This window comes from Acinetobacter sp. I-MWF (assembly GCF_025433935.1).
In the GTDB taxonomy this organism is placed as follows: Bacteria; Pseudomonadota; Gammaproteobacteria; order Pseudomonadales; family Moraxellaceae; genus Acinetobacter; species Acinetobacter guillouiae.
Window position 1 is genome coordinate 3085034 of sequence record NZ_JAMBAR010000001.1, and the last position, 17585, is coordinate 3102618.

The 17585-nt window shown below is 36.7% G+C and carries 21 protein-coding genes, 1 tRNA gene and 1 pseudogene; 6 read left to right on the forward strand and 17 right to left on the reverse strand.

The window, feature by feature from the left end; all coding sequences use genetic code 11:
* Positions 1-7: 7 nt before the first annotated feature.
* The 11 genes and pseudogenes from M2R48_RS14190 to M2R48_RS14240 form a co-directional block, all read right to left on the reverse strand.
* Positions 8-214: pseudogene (locus M2R48_RS14190) on the reverse strand (hypothetical protein); the annotation flags it as partial.
* Positions 215-511: 297 nt separating this feature from the next.
* Positions 512-856: a hypothetical protein gene (locus tag M2R48_RS14195; RefSeq protein WP_262086532.1), complete on the reverse strand. Its 345-nt coding sequence runs from the start codon at positions 854-856 to the stop codon at positions 512-514.
* The gene (locus M2R48_RS14200) at positions 853-1764 is read right to left on the reverse strand and encodes a DNA/RNA non-specific endonuclease (protein WP_262086533.1); all 912 of its coding nucleotides are present in this window, start codon (positions 1762-1764) and stop codon (positions 853-855) included. The genes M2R48_RS14195 and M2R48_RS14200 overlap by 4 nt, the downstream gene beginning before the upstream one ends.
* Before the next feature lie 52 nt (positions 1765-1816).
* Entirely contained in the window at positions 1817-2848 is a 1032-nt protein-coding gene (locus M2R48_RS14205; protein WP_262086534.1) for a DUF932 domain-containing protein, read from the reverse strand.
* Between the two features lie 89 nt (positions 2849-2937).
* On the reverse strand, positions 2938-3228 hold the full coding sequence (locus M2R48_RS14210; RefSeq protein WP_262087502.1) for a hypothetical protein: 291 nt from the start codon (positions 3226-3228) through the stop codon (positions 2938-2940).
* A gap of 101 nt (positions 3229-3329) precedes the next feature.
* Positions 3330-3662 (reverse strand): hypothetical protein, encoded by a 333-nt coding sequence (locus M2R48_RS14215; RefSeq protein ID WP_262086535.1) that lies wholly within the window; start codon positions 3660-3662, stop codon positions 3330-3332.
* 67 nt (positions 3663-3729) lie between these two features.
* On the reverse strand, positions 3730-4383 hold the full coding sequence (locus M2R48_RS14220; protein ID WP_262086536.1) for a hypothetical protein: 654 nt from the start codon (positions 4381-4383) through the stop codon (positions 3730-3732).
* 10 nt (positions 4384-4393) lie between these two features.
* Complete coding sequence (locus M2R48_RS14225) at positions 4394-4882, reverse strand: hypothetical protein (RefSeq protein WP_262086537.1); 489 nt, start codon at positions 4880-4882, stop codon at positions 4394-4396.
* Positions 4883-5098: 216 nt separating this feature from the next.
* A complete protein-coding gene (locus M2R48_RS14230; protein ID WP_262086538.1) occupies positions 5099-5356 on the reverse strand; it encodes a hypothetical protein in 258 nt (85 codons plus the stop codon).
* 127 nt (positions 5357-5483) lie between these two features.
* On the reverse strand, positions 5484-5819 hold the full coding sequence (locus M2R48_RS14235) for a hypothetical protein (RefSeq protein WP_262086539.1): 336 nt from the start codon (positions 5817-5819) through the stop codon (positions 5484-5486).
* Positions 5816-6856, reverse strand: coding sequence for a hypothetical protein (locus M2R48_RS14240; protein ID WP_262087503.1), 1041 nt, complete (start codon positions 6854-6856; stop codon positions 5816-5818). Before M2R48_RS14240 ends, M2R48_RS14235 begins: the two co-directional genes overlap by 4 nt.
* A 536-nt stretch (positions 6857-7392) precedes the next feature.
* On the opposite strand from M2R48_RS14240, the gene M2R48_RS14245 reads away from it, so the two are divergent.
* Both M2R48_RS14245 and M2R48_RS14250 read left to right on the forward strand, forming a co-directional pair.
* A complete protein-coding gene (locus tag M2R48_RS14245) occupies positions 7393-7713 on the forward strand; it encodes a pyrimidine/purine nucleoside phosphorylase (RefSeq protein WP_262086540.1) in 321 nt (106 codons plus the stop codon).
* Positions 7714-7792: 79 nt separating this feature from the next.
* Positions 7793-8023 (forward strand): hypothetical protein, encoded by a 231-nt coding sequence (locus M2R48_RS14250; protein WP_262086541.1) that lies wholly within the window; start codon positions 7793-7795, stop codon positions 8021-8023.
* 36 nt (positions 8024-8059) lie between these two features.
* On the opposite strand, the gene M2R48_RS14255 is transcribed toward M2R48_RS14250, so the two are convergent.
* The 3 genes from M2R48_RS14255 to M2R48_RS14265 all read right to left on the reverse strand — a co-directional run bounded on the left by M2R48_RS14255 (position 8060) and on the right by M2R48_RS14265 (position 10868).
* Positions 8060-8962: a hypothetical protein gene (locus M2R48_RS14255; protein ID WP_262086542.1), complete on the reverse strand. Its 903-nt coding sequence runs from the start codon at positions 8960-8962 to the stop codon at positions 8060-8062.
* 85 nt (positions 8963-9047) lie between these two features.
* Complete coding sequence (locus M2R48_RS14260) at positions 9048-9977, reverse strand: inovirus Gp2 family protein (protein ID WP_262086543.1); 930 nt, start codon at positions 9975-9977, stop codon at positions 9048-9050.
* Between the two features lie 675 nt (positions 9978-10652).
* On the reverse strand, positions 10653-10868 hold the full coding sequence (locus M2R48_RS14265) for a hypothetical protein (protein WP_262086544.1): 216 nt from the start codon (positions 10866-10868) through the stop codon (positions 10653-10655).
* Positions 10869-11009: 141 nt separating this feature from the next.
* Here M2R48_RS14265 and M2R48_RS14270 point away from each other — a divergent pair, with 141 nt between their 5' ends.
* The 4 genes from M2R48_RS14270 (at position 11010) to M2R48_RS14285 (ending at position 14671) form a co-directional block, all read left to right on the forward strand.
* Positions 11010-11981, forward strand: coding sequence for a hypothetical protein (locus M2R48_RS14270; RefSeq protein ID WP_262086545.1), 972 nt, complete (start codon positions 11010-11012; stop codon positions 11979-11981).
* Between the two features lie 521 nt (positions 11982-12502).
* A complete protein-coding gene (locus M2R48_RS14275; RefSeq protein WP_262086546.1) occupies positions 12503-13357 on the forward strand; it encodes a hypothetical protein in 855 nt (284 codons plus the stop codon).
* 15 nt (positions 13358-13372) lie between these two features.
* The gene (locus M2R48_RS14280) at positions 13373-14338 is read left to right on the forward strand and encodes a hypothetical protein (protein WP_262086547.1); all 966 of its coding nucleotides are present in this window, start codon (positions 13373-13375) and stop codon (positions 14336-14338) included.
* A gap of 66 nt (positions 14339-14404) precedes the next feature.
* Complete coding sequence (locus tag M2R48_RS14285) at positions 14405-14671, forward strand: helix-turn-helix transcriptional regulator (protein ID WP_262086548.1); 267 nt, start codon at positions 14405-14407, stop codon at positions 14669-14671.
* A 218-nt stretch (positions 14672-14889) separates the two neighbouring features.
* On the opposite strand, the gene M2R48_RS14290 is transcribed toward M2R48_RS14285, so the two are convergent.
* The 3 genes from M2R48_RS14290 to M2R48_RS14300 form a co-directional block, all read right to left on the reverse strand.
* Positions 14890-15954: a hypothetical protein gene (locus M2R48_RS14290; protein ID WP_262086549.1), complete on the reverse strand. Its 1065-nt coding sequence runs from the start codon at positions 15952-15954 to the stop codon at positions 14890-14892.
* 121 nt (positions 15955-16075) lie between these two features.
* Positions 16076-17281: a tyrosine-type recombinase/integrase gene (locus M2R48_RS14295; RefSeq protein WP_262086550.1), complete on the reverse strand. Its 1206-nt coding sequence runs from the start codon at positions 17279-17281 to the stop codon at positions 16076-16078.
* 170 nt (positions 17282-17451) lie between these two features.
* Positions 17452-17541 (reverse strand) — tRNA-Ser (locus M2R48_RS14300).
* Positions 17542-17585 lie beyond the last annotated feature (44 nt).

Sequence of the window (17585 nt, forward strand, 5' to 3'; positions counted from 1 at the left end):
AATATCTCTACTTACCAAAAAACTTAGACCAAAAGCTTTTTGGCTTCCAAGTCGGATCTAAAAAGTCATAATGATAGTCATAGTGTTCCAAAGGCTTAATTGGCATAAGCTCCATGGGAACTAAAGGGTTATCAATTTCAATTTCCAATCCATTCATCCATGCCAGCTTAGTAAACGTTACTGGATGGTGCGACCAAATCTCACCATTAAATTTACTTTTAGCATTATGATCATTTTTAATCACATCCCACATCTCTTTAGACGCTTGGCTCATTTGCCCTGCATAACTTTATGTATCATCTAACTTAGTTGTAAATAACACAACATCATCAAAAATCACTAGAACTCGACTATGAAATGGTACAATGTATAACTCTGGATTTTAATATTTATCAAATTCTAAATCTATCCACTTATTTTCCGAAAATTTACTCTTAAAAAAACACCCTCCAAATTAGACTATAAGTGTCCAACTTTCGGGGTGCAATTCAAATTTTAGAGGTTTTTTAAATTAATCATTAAATTCATCCATACATGACTGTATTTCATAAATAAACTGAGTTTTAGCTTTACCTTGCTCATCTATAGTTAATATAAACTTTCTCCAATCACCGCCCGTATGTGATTGCATTTCATCATGAAGTTGTTTACACATTTGATCAATATTTTTTTGGTCTGCATCATCTTGCTTTGGTGGTAATGTTTTTCCCTCATTCTCATACCACATACTGATAGAACGCCAACCTTCATCAGGATTAAATTTATACTCCAAATGAGCAGAATCATAGAGGCTGCCACTTGAATAATGCAATATTTTTGCTAATTCATTTAATATATTAACTTGAGCTTCCATCATTGTCCTCCTCCACCAACCTTATTCTCAAAAAACCTTGTTTCTTGTTTACCATCGATTGTAAATGTTACCTTAAGTTCGTTAGGTCTTAAAGAACTAGGATCATTTCTCATAAATTTAACCTTTACATTACCAATGGTTTTACCATCTTTCTCAGCTTTTCTTACAATATTTTCAAAATATACCTTATAAGCTGAATTATTAAAATTTGAATTTTGTGGAAATAAATTATAAGCATCGCAAGTGCCACCATAAACACATGCTTGGACATGCCCACCTACATCCCCCTCGTCACCTAATTTACCTAAATTTGTTTGACGAATATCACGTTTACCAGGATTTTTAAAATCTGGAGTAAAACTAATCTCCTCCACATATCCATGAGCATTAGTCTCAAACTTAGTTCCATTTGACAACTCATATTTAGCATTTGGCTTTAAGTTATTCACTACTACACTTTCAGGAGTTCCTTTTATTTTAGACTTTTCAAAGTCAACAGAGATTACCTCTTTGTTTTCACCTGTACCCGCAGCCACAGTTGCACCTGCAACTTCAGTTTTTCCTACACCTCCATTTGCATCTGGATTTCCAGTCATGGTAGTTGCTCCACCATTGACATTTGGTGTCCCAGCTACAGTAGCTGGTTTTGGTGTTAAATGATCATCGACGTTTTTAACGACTTCTTGCAAGGCTTTACCCGTTTCAGTAGTCGCTTTCTTCCCAACTGCACCTATACCAGCACCACCTATCAACTCACCATATATTTGGGCTTCAAGTCTCGCTTTCTCATAGTCATCTTGTTGCATCTGGTGTATTTCATCCACTGTCCTCACCTGCACATCCTGAATGGGGTAAAGTAAAACCACTAAATCCCCAATCTTAAATTTGTACTCAATGCTGTCATCTGTCATCAAATTCTCAGCGTGATGGCGATATTGTTTAAATAAAATCTCGAAACCTGTTTTAAGCAATCATCCTTAAGGCTTGTTCTAGCCCTCGTTGTTTTAAGCCAGCACCTGCACCAAACCATGCTGAGTCCAGACGATGATCTTGACTCATGGCTCGACGTTCATGGTCAGCAAATTCCGTGATACTGCATAACAGACCGTAAGCAGTATCTTTGGTTGAGGATAATTCTGCCCCTCGTCCATGCCCATTAAACATAGTCATGACTTTTGACATCGCACGCCCATTGGGTTCGGTTTTATTGGCATCTGCGCTATTGGCAACTTGCCTGTAATATTGAATAAAACGCTCATCTTGTTCAGCGATACTCAGACTAGTGTTATTAAACACGGCATCGAAATAAGCAGCTGCCTCTTGTTGAGTAACTTTACGTTGACTCAACTGTTTCATTTGATACATATGTTCATCCCATGCCCGTACAGAAATACCCAGCTGTTGTTTGATCTTGTCTGCATCAAACTTGGTACTGTGAGGGACTTTGACCACACCTCGATTTGCATCTTGACCTTTGAGTGCAATGGCTAAGGTGTTATTACACACCACACGAATTGAAGTAAATTGTGCTGTGGTGGCTAAAGTCCCATCACAAGCCGTGGCTAAGAGAATATAGCCATTGCTGACATCTTTGCCTTTGAGTGCGGTACTTTGCCCTGTTTTCGCCAATGCCCAGAATTTCTTACCACCTTTGAGCACCCCCGCGGTTTCCAGTTCAAAACCGGATTGCTCAGTGAGGTCACGATAAAACTCTAATATCTGTTTAGGCTGGACTTCTTGATAACGCTGGCTGACCACCGATAAAGGTGCATGGGTATCTGATCGATATAAAACCCGTTGCTCATCATGCGGAAGAATCAAATTTTGTCCTTTATGGTTTTCTGCCATGTAACTGACATTGGAGCTTTCAATCTGCCAATCCATGCCTGCTTGTTGCGCCCAGACTTCAATCGGTTGATTTGGGCTAAGTTGATTACCTAAACCATGCCAAGGGGTTTGGCCCACATAAGCCATTTGTTCAAGTTGATGTGCCATAAGATTTTTCCTTCTTATTGAGTGAATAATGAATTAAATCAATTCAGTCTGAATATTTCAGAATGGGATATTGAGTAGATTGTTTAGATTCATTCATTATGTTGAATGTCAAAGTGTTCCTGACATTGTTCACACTGGTAATGTAGGGTGATCAAATTGTCTTGCTGTTGGATGTAAAGTAAAAACATCCCTCCAGCGGCTAAACCAATAAAACCACCAACAAAGGGACTAATCCCCAGCCGTTTAGAGATTTGCATACCTACCGTTGCCAGTGACATTGGTGAGCACGATGAGAACGTGAACTTAGTTTTGGATTGTGATTGTTGACTTTGCCTGAGTAATTGCACATGCGGTGAATGGCAATAGGGGCATTGCTGCATGGTGTTTTTTCCTTGATTCATGAAGAAATAGATATAAAAAAACCACGAGCATCAGCTCGTGGTTTTAGGATTGATTCGGTTTAGATTTAAACGTGTGTAGCTTATCGATTGACTTTAGGTATGGCCAGACCCGATGGACTTTTACATGGTCGGATACGCTGGATATATTGCCCATCTCCTGTATCTTTAAAGAAGCCATGTTGAGATTGAACTTCTAAACATTGCCCTTTTTTATAGGGCTTGATCTGTTTGGCAACGGCTGCTGAAAGTGCATAACGATTAAGGATCACTTCGCCCTTGTTGGTTGGAAAAATCACTGCTTCCTCACCAAATCCTAGATCTTTTTTTAAGGTGATTTGTTCTGTCTTTGCCATCACTGTTGTTGTTAAAAATAAGCTGAATAAAGCATAGCTGATTATTTTGAGATTTTTCATGGTGATATTCCTGTTTTAAATGAGTATAAAATTCATTTGAAATTAAAACTATAAAAAGGCATTTTGTTTAAAAACAAGGTTTGTAGCCTTCGCTTAAAACTTGATTGTTATTTTGGTTCCAACGCACCACATACCAGGTACATTGATAACGATCTGAGTCCCATGCAGCACGATAAATAATGCTGTTGCCCTGCTGACTCCAACCTTCAACACGCTTAGCCACTTGATCTGGGCTAGATCGCCCCCAAACATCGATGAGATGTGACGCTAACATTTGATCAATACTTGAAACGGTTGCCTTCAGATCGGCAGGTGCTGTTTTGATCGGTTTTAAACCATACTTTGCAGTATTCGAACTTAATGTTTTTCCTTCATGATATTCAGAATCGACTTGCATAGTTAAATGCTCAGTCGCTGAGTTTTGTGTGGCTTTAGCTGCTTTGACTGCTGCGACCGCACCTGCAACGTCATCTTCACTAGGACCTAAATGCTCAGTTTGTGTTGTTGCATCTTCAGTTAAAGCTTTATCAACTGATTCAGATGAGGCTTGGGCCACATCAGCAGTTTGAGTTTTTTGGGCTTTGGTTTGTTCTACAACCAACTGTGCTAACTGTAGCTCTGCTTTACGCTGTAGATGTTGGTTCAATAGATAAGTACCTGACACAATCACAATGATGCAAAGCACCAAGGCAATAAGACCAGATGTTTTTAATTTCGACACAAGACTCTCCTTATTTATTCGGCCATAAGCCTTGTTCTTTGAGTGCTTTAATTTGAGGATCGATTGTCACTTCACCGGTTCTACAATCTGTAGTTTCACCCGTTTTTTGGTTGAAACTGACTGACATATTTGGGTTATCACATAATCTTTTGTATTTACTCACGACAGTAGGAGCGGCTTGTCTTGATGGTCTATAGCCTAATCGTTTTACCAATAAACGATTGGTTGTTCCAAATACTCTTAATACCCCACCACCTTCTGACGTAGCGATATAAGCGAGATTTTTTTCACACCCATTTAACATCGAACTCTGGATTTCATGTACACCATAATGTTGAGTCACTGAACGATAGGTACAAATGCTCTGTAAACCGCTACCCTTTTGCATCTTCACAAGATGAGCCATGGTTTCAGCTGTATCCAATCCATAAGAGGGAGCCGCTTGGATGAATGAACTGAAACTAAGTGTTAAAACTGCTATGCTAATATTTCTTTTCATAAGTTTGACCTATTAAATTTTTACTGTTATTGACTTATTAATGCTTAATTTCCGCTAGGAGAACAGCCATTCTAAAAAGGTAAAAGGCCAGACGAAGGCTCTTCCTAAGAGATAGGCTTTGGAATAGCCAGCAGGAAAGCTCCAGATCAATTTGAACCAGTAGCCCAACATAATCAGCAGATAAGTGATCAATAGATTTCTCATGTTTAGCCCCTCCTAGTTCAATTCAGACATACAGGCTAAACCTGCTTGCTGGACTTGCTCTTCCCAATCTTCAGGAAATTGCATCGGATTCTTGATCTGCTTAAATCGGTCTTCTCCGTAATGTTTCTCTACATTGTCATAACTACATGAACAGAAATTACGATTGCCACCTAAGTTACGGCAGCCATCCTTAAATTCTGATTCAAATGCGCTACTACAGGCAGTCAGCAAAACACCGGCTGACAATGAAAAAATGAGTTTTAATTTCATTCTATCCTCTCATACATACTTATGTTTTTAATGCCCGCACTTAGAGCGTTATGGCTTCACTGAGGTAATGTGTATTTGAAATTTCTTTATATTCAGTTTAGTTCTGAGGAAATCAATCCAGAAGACATCAGCGCGAACCGACAGTCCAAACATTTGATGTGGTTAAATTCAATATATAGATTTCATTTTTTATAAAACTTTGATTGAGGATCGGGTCATAACGTTCAACCTTGACTGCGCAATGATACAAATCAAAATAAGGGTGTGCACGCTCTTGCCCCTCATACATATTTGAACGCTGACATTGTTTGAGTTGAATTTGCACAACAGATTCATCTTGCTGTCTTAATGCCTGCAAAACATCATCCGCTTTGGGTTGGACTATCTCTTCTCCAGATAAACTACAGCCTGAACAAATCATTGCCATCAACATCAAACTGATTAAGGAACCCTTCATTTTCATGGCGCTCTTCCTTGGTTTTCGGCATATGTGGACATTCCAAATTGGAAGGGTCTGATCTGTTGCAGTGGTATCACCTGTTGTTGTACCAAGGTTAAATCAGGTCTTACATCCTCTACATAAATCTGTTGAGGTTTGAGTTGCTCAATCACTCGAAACTGTTGATCCATCGCCAAATACTCCATCAGTACAATGCGATTGATCGCTAATCCCTGAGCTTGATAATCCAATACAAAGGCCATATAGACTGAGGCTTGTTCTCGATTATCCCATGCGCTAATTAAACTTTTAGCTTGCTCTACTGATGTCTTAACTTGAAAGCGTATCCGCCTGATAAGCGCGTTCTCAAATGCCATCCTCAAATCATCTTCATGAACCACTGGTGCTGTGGTCTGGATGGTTAATAGTGCTTGATCTGCATCATAATCAATTCGATTCAATTGGTCGAAATAGTAAGGAATTTCAATCCAGCGATTGCCAAAGTTCAAAGCATCTTCAATACGACCTAAATCTATATTGGCTTTTGCTGTCAACTTCTCAGTTTGCTGCTGTTTGGCTTTGATACGCTGTTGATAAATATCAGTTGTTTCGTAGGGATCTTTATCTGGAATAGAACTACGTTTAAGTAAAGCCAAATGCTGAATGGCTAAGCTATTCGCGCGACTAAACAAATCAGGGCTGGTCAGATCGACGATAGGGATTTGAGGGTTATCTTTTTTTCGTACACCAAATAAAAGGATCTGATCAGGGCGGAGTTTTAATTGCTGTCTTAAAGCAATAAATGATTTTTTTGCACCCTTGGTATCAACAATATAATTTTGAAAATCTTGTAAAAAACTTTCATCACTCATTTTATCTAAATGCAAAGCTGTGATCTTTTGCCCAGCAATAACAACTGGCCTTGGATGAGCACTTACATCTATACGCTTGGACAGTTGATCTTCTTTATCAGGGATATAAAGTTTAGAATCTTGTTTCGAGCATGCACTGATACACAAAGGCAGCAGTAAACATGTCGTTAAAATACGGCCATGAATCATGTTCACCTCACTTCAATTTAAGTTTTTTATTTAATTTGTTCGTCGCTATATCCTGCTTAGCACAAGACACCTGCAATACTTAAATGAAGTGAGGGAATAATAAAAAGACAATAGTGCGCATAGCAAACTCCTTTATCTGTCGGAATTCTGCCAAAGCATTTTAGATTTATGGTGGCAGAACGAAAGAGGGGTTGACGGACTGGTCTCAGAGGCCAGCACACCCAAAGGGTGTCCCCCCTCCCGTTCCACCTTAGAAGGGGGGCACGAGGGGCTAAACACTAAAAGAAAGCTCTTTTAATGCTCTGAGAAGCGGTCCGTCAAAACCGACTGGCAATGTAGGCCAGCACGCAAAGAATAATCTGCGTGATTTAGAGTGTCAATACATACAGATATAGATTGGCTACTCTACACGCCACAATGAAAGTGCAAATCAACTTTAAACTGTTTTAAATTTACCTAGTTTTAAAATATTGAAATGAGTGAATGCTATTTATTAAAATAGGCTCAATCCATTATAAAAATTTAGGAAGTAATCTGTGACAGAGCAATTTGATTTTATTTCAATAATGAAGAAGGCCAATGTTCATTTTAATGGCGCATCAATCAGCCATGTTATTGTTTTTAAAGATGGAACTAAAAAAACTTTAGGTGTAATTCTACCATCCGAGGATCCCCTAACCTTTAAAACTCATCTAGCTGAACGTATTGAAATCATCTCTGGAGAATGTAGTGTGCAAATTGGTCATAAGCCTGACATAAAAACCTATAAATCTGGTGAATCTTTTCAAATCCCAGCCCAGAGTCAATTCAAGATTAAAACCAGTGAAGTCGTAGATTATATTTGTCATTTTGAATGACGAAAAAATTTAATATAACCAAACCCTTAGTGTTCTATTCTGATCTATAATGTATTGGTAGCAAAATTGACTGAGATAAATGTTGCGACTCAAATGTATTGGTGGTCCACTCTATAGGCAAGAATATTCACAACCATATCACGAATTCACCTTTATTGATCAACATACAGGCAAAAAGATTCTATATCGCAAACACACTTTAGACTTTAAGCCTCCTCAAGATTTTTTTGTGGCTGAATCTATTCCTCGTAATTTTGCATATCAACTTGCTTTACAAGTCTTACACTCACAATACCTGAGTAAAAATTAAAGGATGGCGGATTGATTCCATCCTTTAATTTCAATGTCATTTACCTGAGGTTCCAATAAAGTGCTTAAAACCTATAGGCCATACTCGAACACCCATTGAATCTTTGCTAGTATTGACAATATCGCGCTTGAGCAAACCTTCTAGATCATGCTGATCATCAAACTCAGTAAACAATTGATTAACTAGCTCATGGCTTTGGTTATTATCATCATTTAGGTCAATCACTATTCCCTTAAAACCTGTTGAGAAATTCCATAACGCTTTCAATCGATCTACATAATAAGAAGTATCTGAATAAATTCTTGCATTGACCGAGATCGATAAAAGCATGATGTATTGATTTTTTTCTGGGATACGGATCACTCGTCTATACCAATACAAATAATTTACTGGAAAATATTCCTGTAGCTTAAGATGTTTATTAAAGTGTTGAATATGTTTATTCATCTCTAAAATAGAAATAGTGCCCGCAAGCTCAGGTTGATATGCGCAAATCAGATTAATTTTATTCAGATCAAAGCAATACTGAGTGACTTTGTCATACTCATCTTGATAACGCTGTACTTGCTTAACATGTCTTTCATTTTGTTCTTTCAGCTCTTCTAAAATTTCAGCACTTAAGAAAATACGCTCTAATTTGGCCAAGGTCATACTAATGAGCTTTTTAGCTTGTTCTGGATCACGAATATCTCGTATTCCTGATTCAAATTGGCTGGCACGATAACAATTCATCAAGGTCTCCAGCCAAAATCCATAACGATAATCATTGGTTACAAATAGAAAATCCCAATTTTGGATATCTTCTAACAGCCGTTTGTGCCAGTCATTAACATCATATTCACCACGTTTACTTCGTATGCTCAAGAATAGTTCATGAACATCACGTTCAAGACGTGGGGCAATTAGGTGTTCGAGAGAGGTGAAATTCATTGGTTGCATGACGATCTTCCTATAGTTTAATTCATAGGAAGACCAATGCAATTATTTTTAATTTTTTTGAAAAAAGTTTAAGCAATTGCCTTAACTAACACACCCCAGTCGACAATCGCCGTTGCCCATGATCAAAGGTTTTCATTCGTTTCTTTTTAATACGCAAACGCTGGTCATACTTCATGGGGTCAGTTAAATACCGTCCTATACGGAGTACTTTCTGTAATTTCAACTCATCCTCTCTGACCAACCTATCCAAGCCATCTGTTCCATTTTCAAGAAAACTTTTACGGTATCCCTTATCATGCAAATTAAAGTGGCAGCCCTTACCCTCAGTAATTTTACTCCATAGTTGCGCAACTTGATCAGCAAAATACCAACCACTTTGGTGCTTGGAGCCATTATAAATCAGCAGCAAGTGAACATGATATCCTCCACATTTCCCGCCTTGCTCCAAAGCCCATGCATAACCAATTAAGTCTTTAAAACAGGTATCTCGATCTGATATCCGCTTTAATAGTCTGGATAGGTGTAAATGAACCTCAGCAATAGAAATAGTGTCCCTAACCTCTTGTTTATACTTAAGGTCTACTCGAACAATCAATGATTTACAATAGCGCTGTAAGACCTCGTTTAGGTAGGCATCCATACTTAAACGATTTCTGATTTCCTGTGCATAAAATGCCTTTCGATCTAACTCCCACTCCCATTGCCCAATATAAAGCACTTTAATGACATCAAACCAATAAGGACTAGAATGGACTGCTTGTGGCCTTAGCTGATGTGTCTGACAAAGAGTCTGTATTACAGATACTACCCGTCTAAAATTCGATATTGGAAACTGAAGCTGGAATCCCAATGCTTCTAGCTCTAGAAACGCAGGAATCAGCTCACAACAGCGTTGTACACATTCTTTAAATAATTGCTCTTTTCTCCAAATCGTACATCGCGTTTGCTCATGAATACGAGCTACATCTTGCTGGAGTTTTTCAATCGCCATTACTGCCAATATTTCGCTTTTCATTTGAATCTACCCATTGAATATCATAGGTAGAACCTTTCAATTATTTTTAAACGAAGACGTAAATAAATTCATAACCCTATCGAGTAGTTTGTTCCACTACTCGAACTGACATAAGAAAAAAGGAATATGTCTGAACTCTAGTATCGGGGATAAATGAACTAATGGACTAGAATGAGATCGGTTATAATCAATATCTGTAATATGATAATAGATAAACTAGAAATATATTACAGATATATTTCTATGAATATAGATCAGTATTACTACTCTAAGATATATATGTGGATATATGAATATAGACTAATTATCTACTATAGATTATTAATATAAATAATATCATATACCCACTGCAACATAGATTTTGATACCTTAGGTTTGCAAGAAGGATAAGTCTGAACTTATCATCATTGCTTAGCCATAATTGCTATGGAACCAAGCGGAAGTTAAAGTACAAATTTCTTAAAAAATTAGATCTCAAATCTTGATTTATCAACCATAAAAGCAACACATTACGAGGGCTAAGCAAATGTTCAACCTCAGCTTTCACTATAAATAAGCAACCCTGATAAATTCACATAAGATTTTGATTTAACAAGGCTTGAGAACCAAATTGGTACATGCGCTTAAATGATTCACCCTAGCAGAAATGATAGTAGAAAAGTTCCCATTCATTCTTTAACGCGCACCTATTGGCTCTATCAATTTTCCATCATTACTTATGTGATAACGTTGACCATCGTTTGTGAATTCAATCTGGGTTTCGCAGTCTAAACATTCTTTATGAGCTTTAAAGATATTCTTAGAAATACCATTTTTGAGTTCATCCATTCCTGAATCTAAAAAATTTTGATCCAATACATTATTGCAATGCGGGCAGTTTGCCATGTTCATTTCTCTTCGTAAGTCATAACCGAAAAGTATTAATACTGCAAAAATTATAAAAAATCCAGCCCCCCAAATAAATGATTAACTAAAACACCCAAGTATTTTATATAATGCCTATCAAATTAAATAACGAAGACATATTGAGTGATGATCGAACACATTTCAAATGAGATCAAGACAATCGAGAAATTTATACTTAATACATTTCTATCGAAAACTAATCTATTAGTCATTGAAGCAACAAAAAAAGAAGAAGAAATTATTTTTACAGATGGAAGTCGAGTGACTGAAAGAACCCAAATCGATGTCATCACTCCAACTATTGACTATGAATATCTAAAATCTGAACTAGCTCAGAATCCGTTTCAGCTCATTCAATATCTCCCTGATATTTACCTACCTTATATTTTTTGCTTAACCAAAGATGCTCGTGCAGCCCTATGGAAAAACGATATTGAGCGCGTTCAAAAAATATTAACGCGCATCCAAAAAGTCAGAAATATTTTTGCCATCATGCAGGAAAATATTTATCACCTGACCTCACCAACTCCATTTGATTCTCCTCTTTCCACAGCACAATTATGTTTTTATTTTCCACTTGGAAATAAAATAATTCTGAGTCGCTTCTTTGACTCACAAACAGAAACGAATGAATTTTTGAGCCGAAAAATCCCAACTCAACTACATGAAGCACATCTCGAAATCTTCTACAAAATGATTGAGGAGTGCTATCAAAAGGACAATGCTTGGAAAAGTACAAATGCACTAGTAGAAAACATAAAAAATATTTTTAATGCACGTATCCAAGAATTAGTACAAACCAATAAGTCTAATTTTATTAAAGGCAGAAAAATATTTATTCAGCTCTATACAACAATTCAAAAAAGATTAAAGCTGGAATTAAAAGAAAATCGTTCACTTACACCTGAACAACGTACCAATGCAAAAGAATGGCTTGAAAAGATAGGACAATTAATTATTGAACAGCAAGATTATCAGAAGAAAGAGTTTATTTTTTTGACAAAAAGTTCTTACTCAAGTCGTATTTTAACAGAATGGTTAAACAAAAATGAGGCTTTAAGACAGCGAGTAATTGAGCCCCAAAAAAAGAGCTCTTAACTGAAATTCACCTCAATTCAGATCATTTTAACCAAATAAATTCCCCCTCAACAAAACTAATTTTTTTCAAAAAATTACCATTATCACTTCTATTAAGATAATGTTTTTTATGTAAAAAAACTTTGAAATCGGGTCTACACTCCATAAATTACAATATCATCGCTTTTCAATAAGTTATTACGGCTCTCTCACACGCTCTGACACCATTCAAAGTAGAGTGACAAGTCTGCCCCACGCTCCCTACACTGCAGACATCAGCCATTACGTAGATTGATTTATGTCAAAACAGATTGATAAAGTATTGATTCCCTTGATTCAATATCAACAACTCTATCTCCCGTCTTCCTCTGCTTATGCAACAGGACGGATCAATAGTGATTTTAGAATTGAACGATTACTTCAATTCACCCGATTTACTATAGCTTGTACAAAGAGTGATTTGCCCAGGTGTAAAAATTATTGATCAATGCCTCCTTTGGGGGCGAATTCAATATTTTGAGTGGTTCCGTCCGTTCATTAAATTGTTTGATGAACCACTGTATCCGAATATTGAATTTTTTAAAGATTTTGCTTTGTCCGTAGAACTTACAGTTTTTTTTAAAGCACTCTCTTTAATGAAATCTCCACCGAGCCTCATGGGCTTGGTTGAACAAAGTTATAGGTCTTATCATGAAGACATTTGGAAAGATAAAACCGAATGTATCAATGAGCTTATTTATCACATTCGTAGTCTGTTAAGAAACAAGGAAAATCGATCCTTGATTCGAGCAAGAAATAAAAGGATAGCCAAGAATTTAAAATCCTGTCGAAAACTGACGGAAATGTTATTTGAAAAGTATGGTGATCTTAGTGTGCTGCATATTGACTTAGCGATTAAACCGCTCAAGCAAGACCTAGAACACAATCACTTAACCGACTTAGAAACAGCATTTCATTCGCACCAGAACCTTGAGCTATTAAAGGAAAAAGTAGCTCAGTTATGGGCAAATCGTCGGCACAACCACACGCTTCAGCACATTGTGGGACGCATTTTAAAATTCGAACATAGCATTAAAAAAGGTTTCTATGTTCATGCCATCTTCTTGATCAAAAGCCATGCCAGTCATGACCTTCAACCGTCATGTAAATTAGAGATCACAAGGCAGTGGCTTCAGATTACACAAAACAAAGGCTGTACGTATGATTGTTATTTAGCATCCTATCCTTCCAACAACATAGGGTATGGGCTAAATGAAAATACGACAGTACGAGAGAAGCTTATGTTATCTATCGAATATCGCTGTAAAGCACAGAAGTTTTTTATCTTTAAACTTCTTGATTCTAAAGAATATAGAACACTGCAAAAAAGTCAGTGTCCTGTTTCTATAGCAAATTGATGAGGAGCATTATTCATGACAACTTATAATGTACTTCATTTAAATGCTGCTATTGCCTGTATGCATGGAGTTCCTGCTGGTGCATTAACATGCATTTCAAGCTTGCAACAAAATGTAAAACGTATTGCTTCACGTCCATCAATTGAGATGCTCAAGAATCTGACTGACAAAGATGGAGTTAAACACGCACATCCAACAAAATTTGCAGCAACCTTATCTGAGACTATTGGCTATGCTCAGCAAATGCCTCAATTCAATGGTCAAATACAAGTCTGTTTATCACCACTGATTGATGCATTCAAGAGCTTAGGACTCACCTCTTTCAATGTTAATCAGGCATTTAATCCACTTTTTTTTATAAATGTCTTGGCGCAATTTCAAGTAAATGTACAAACACGTGCATTTGCTGAACGCGTGGAATCATGGACAGCGTTATCAGAGCATACGGCCAAAGCGTATGACAACGTAATCAAGACGCTTCTGAAAAACGTCAATGGTTTTGATTTGTATGAATTAATCATTTGCACACCCTTAAATCCCAACCTGTTGATCAATCTAAAGGTCACAAGTCAAACCCAATACAGTCGTACATTAGATAAAGAGATCATTCAACTCATTTGTAAGAATGAAAAGAATAATGTATGTGCTGTCATGTGTAAGACTGAAATCAATATCAATCAACAATATGTTGATCGCTACATTATTGCTGTCCCATGTAAATATATTGATGATAAGCACCAGATGGGGGACTGTTCATTTGTACAAGACATTCAGTCTTTAATTGAATTACACAGCAACTGTAAGATCTATTTTCAGCCTTGTAGCTTGAATAGGTTTATGGCAACTCATCGCTTTATGAACAGCACCCCCCAGCTTAAAGCGCAAATCAAACAACTGAAAACCTATTTGGTCGGCACAGACACATTGGTTCGGCTTCATGCGGACCAACCCTCTTTCCGAATATTGTACACAAAATTTTAAAACTGGCTGATATGGCAAAAACAGCCATACCAATTGATATGTAATAGATTTAGATTGGATTTAAAAATGATTGAAATGCGCTATCGTGTAAAAGACCTCGTTAATTACCCTGAACGTCCAGCAAAAGATTATGTTGATCGTGGTGGTCGCCATCGTCGATTATCGTATAAGCCTGCAGCAAAGGGTTTATTGAATATCGCAGAATCGACCTTATGGAAGATGATCCGCCGTGGTGATTTTCCAGAGCCCACTTATTTAACCGCCAGTATGCCCACATGGGCTGAAAGCCAAATCAATGAATGGCTTGAACGGAAAGAGCTTAAAGCAGCATAAACTGAAACGGCCTGTCAATGACAGGCTGTTTTATTGAGAGTTTAAAATCAAATCATTTGAGCCTGTAAATTATTTTGTGTAAGTTCCATTTTTTATAAATGATCTTTTAATCGATCATCGAACTGAATCGTAAACCAAGCCCTTACTAACTTAAACACTTAAAGCTGCATAAATTAAAACAGTCTGTCATAAGAAAGATTGTTTCAATTTATTAATACTCATAAATATCTAAAATCTCTTTCAATCTTATCAACAACATCATTTACAACTAAAAGTAGTTTATCGAGATCAATTTTTGTTGATAAATAATGTGCCCTACGATTTATACTTTTTAATGCAAAGTACTCATTTGCCGATTCCCAATATTCATTATCTATCATTTCATCAGGCACTGTTGCAATAGCATAAGGATGTAATACTCCATCAATACTCACTTGATGAAAAAGTTCACAAAAAGCAGCTAATTTTTTATCTGTTGTCACAACCCAACAATCTTGCTTTTTTTCATCCAAATACTTTCCATCCATCGCATTTGCTACTTGTAATAAATGTATATCACTAGCTGCATTAAAAGATATTTTGTTGATTTCAATTGGTTGCTTTGCACGCTTGCCTTTAATTTGAACTGAGTTTTCTCTGATTTTTTGACAGAATTTTTTAACCTTACCCTTTTGTAAATTTGTGGTATTAAAAAAGCAATATTTGGCTATCTCAATTTCTGCAGCACTTAATAAATCAATTTTTCCTTCTAAAAGATCAATATAAGCTTTAAATTTTTCAATTGGAGAACCTTGATAACAATATTCAATATAATTCAAACAGAGAAAATTCAGATATGGCACTACAAACGCTAATTTCCCTTCATACGTTAAATCATTGAAGCCATAGTCATTGTTAACACCCGTATGAACTTTTCTTGTACTGTTCGGTGTATCAATAAAATTTGGAAGATGTACAGAACAAAAATCTTCGTATAATTCCATAGCTATCTTAGCGTTCTGTGGTGGCATTTCTTTTAATGCAAAACCAGGAGATAAGCAAACACTATAAGGCCTACACTTTTGGAGTAGTCCAACTAAGTTATCTAATCCTTTTTCTCTCACAGATCTCCATTTGTTACCAGACTTAACCACCCTCTCCATTCTAATTAAAATATTACTATCCAAAACTAAAGTTGTTTCTTTTCCTTCAGACTGATTCCTATTAATCAAAACAGGATCTAGTTTTGGTATATCGATACCAGAATGATTTGGTTTTATGTATATTGCTCTATCTTCAATCATTTTGAATTTTCACTCAATTAAGTTAAAAATCTAAAATAAAAGTAATTCAGCAAAAATAGAATATTAAAAAAGAATTTTGCGACACACTATGTCGCAAATGTTCAAAGTAAGATTTTTCAGCCTATTCAATCAAAGATTCTAAATAATCAGCCCACTCCTGCATCATCTCTCTACGGTTATTTAAAAACTTGGTGCGGTTGTAGGCAGTACCGTTATTGTCTTTAACCTTATGTGCAAGCTGGTGCTCTATGAAATCCACTCGCTGTTCTAAAATTTCATCAAGCATAGTTCTGGCTGTCGCTCTTAAACCATGCGCCGTTTGCTTTCCACCATATCCTAAGCGTTTCAATGCTGTATTAATCGTATTATCCGAAATAAAAGTCTTGCCATCACGTCCAACAAATAGATATTCACTGTGTGGATATAGATCAATAATTGATTCGACCAATTCAAATGCTTGATTTGACAATGGAACTACATGCTGTTGTTTGGTTTTACTCGCAATAAATTTAAAACATCGTTCTTCAGGATAGTAATATGACTTTCTAAGCTTGCGGATTTCTCCTGGTCGTTGGAAGGTCAAGACTGATAACTTTAATGCGACCTGTGTCGTGATAAGGCAACGGGCATGTAATGTAGAATAGTTCCAAATTTTATTCAGCATGGGTGCAAGGTCTTGTTCCTCTGTCACCGCAGCAAAATTGCCACCCTGTGGATTAGGTAATTCAATATCTTCGATTGGGTTATATTGAATTAGTTTCTTTTTACGGGCAGATTTAAAGATCTGATTCAAATCTGACTTTAAGCGCTTAGCCACTGACAAGGCTTCTCGATCAATGATGCGCTGAAATACTTTGGCTTCTAATACGTCCACAGTCAATTGAGGAAAACTCATATCACCAATATAAGGATAAGCATCATGATTTAAACGACGAAGTGTCTCTTCATCCTGTTTGCCTTCTAATTCTCTTTTTTTAAGCCATTCTGCACTGACCATACGAAAAGTATGTTCTGCTTCTTTCTGTTTTTGATTTTTGGTTTCTAAACGCATAGTGGCAGGGTCAATCCCCTGCTTGATTAATTTCTTATATTCGTCACGAATTGTACGTGCCTCTTCTAAAGTCACTTCTGGATAAGTCCCTAAAGATAAATCATTACGTTTACCAACATAAGGACGTGTATAGTTAAATATCCAGTATTTGCTACCACTGGAATCAATACGTAAGTAAAGATTACCTCCATCGGGAAGCTTATACATTTTATCAGGATGTGCTTTTGCTTTTTTTACCTGTAAAGCAGTCAGTTTATTGATTCCACGAGCAGCCATAACGTATAAACCAAAAAAAATGCAGTAAGAGATTATCTTACTGCATTTTTTACTACTTTATAACCGCTCATTGACGTACTGTGTCATAGCTTGCTATATCGCTTGTTTCCAACTTTAACCTTACAAGTCAAATACTTATATAGTGTTAAACAGTGTCAGAAACTTCAATGTGGCGGAAGCGGTGAGATTCGAACTCACGGAGGACTCACACCCTCGTCGGTTTTCAAGACCGGTGCATTAAACCGCTCTGCCACGCTTCCATGTGCGCAAGAATACTAAGCTTTTCCAATTCTGACAAGAAAAA

What these genes read in the sequence shown, in the direction of transcription:
- M2R48_RS14200 (WP_262086533.1), bottom strand. Translation starts at nt 1,764, where the DNA reads ATGACAGATGACAGCATTGAGTACAAATTTAAGATTGGGGATTTAGTG.
- M2R48_RS14250 (WP_262086541.1), top strand. Translation starts at nt 7,793, where the DNA reads ATGTTGCGACTCAAATGTATTGGTGGTCCACTCTATAGGCAAGAATAT.
- M2R48_RS14210 (WP_262087502.1), bottom strand. Translation starts at nt 3,228, where the DNA reads ATGCAGCAATGCCCCTATTGCCATTCACCGCATGTGCAATTACTCAGG.
- M2R48_RS14280 (WP_262086547.1), top strand. Translation starts at nt 13,373, where the DNA reads ATGACAACTTATAATGTACTTCATTTAAATGCTGCTATTGCCTGTATG.
- M2R48_RS14290 (WP_262086549.1), bottom strand. Translation starts at nt 15,954, where the DNA reads ATGATTGAAGATAGAGCAATATACATAAAACCAAATCATTCTGGTATC.
- M2R48_RS14195 (WP_262086532.1), bottom strand. Translation starts at nt 856, where the DNA reads ATGATGGAAGCTCAAGTTAATATATTAAATGAATTAGCAAAAATATTG.
- M2R48_RS14205 (WP_262086534.1), bottom strand. Translation starts at nt 2,848, where the DNA reads ATGGCACATCAACTTGAACAAATGGCTTATGTGGGCCAAACCCCTTGG.
- M2R48_RS14285 (WP_262086548.1), top strand. Translation starts at nt 14,405, where the DNA reads ATGATTGAAATGCGCTATCGTGTAAAAGACCTCGTTAATTACCCTGAA.
- M2R48_RS14255 (WP_262086542.1), bottom strand. Translation starts at nt 8,962, where the DNA reads ATGCAACCAATGAATTTCACCTCTCTCGAACACCTAATTGCCCCACGT.
- M2R48_RS14295 (WP_262086550.1), bottom strand. Translation starts at nt 17,281, where the DNA reads ATGGCTGCTCGTGGAATCAATAAACTGACTGCTTTACAGGTAAAAAAA.
- M2R48_RS14230 (WP_262086538.1), bottom strand. Translation starts at nt 5,356, where the DNA reads ATGAAATTAAAACTCATTTTTTCATTGTCAGCCGGTGTTTTGCTGACT.
- M2R48_RS14260 (WP_262086543.1), bottom strand. Translation starts at nt 9,977, where the DNA reads ATGAAAAGCGAAATATTGGCAGTAATGGCGATTGAAAAACTCCAGCAA.
- M2R48_RS14270 (WP_262086545.1), top strand. Translation starts at nt 11,010, where the DNA reads ATGATCGAACACATTTCAAATGAGATCAAGACAATCGAGAAATTTATA.
- M2R48_RS14265 (WP_262086544.1), bottom strand. Translation starts at nt 10,868, where the DNA reads ATGAACATGGCAAACTGCCCGCATTGCAATAATGTATTGGATCAAAAT.
- M2R48_RS14215 (WP_262086535.1), bottom strand. Translation starts at nt 3,662, where the DNA reads ATGAAAAATCTCAAAATAATCAGCTATGCTTTATTCAGCTTATTTTTA.
- M2R48_RS14225 (WP_262086537.1), bottom strand. Translation starts at nt 4,882, where the DNA reads ATGAAAAGAAATATTAGCATAGCAGTTTTAACACTTAGTTTCAGTTCA.
- M2R48_RS14235 (WP_262086539.1), bottom strand. Translation starts at nt 5,819, where the DNA reads ATGAAAATGAAGGGTTCCTTAATCAGTTTGATGTTGATGGCAATGATT.
- M2R48_RS14240 (WP_262087503.1), bottom strand. Translation starts at nt 6,856, where the DNA reads ATGATTCATGGCCGTATTTTAACGACATGTTTACTGCTGCCTTTGTGT.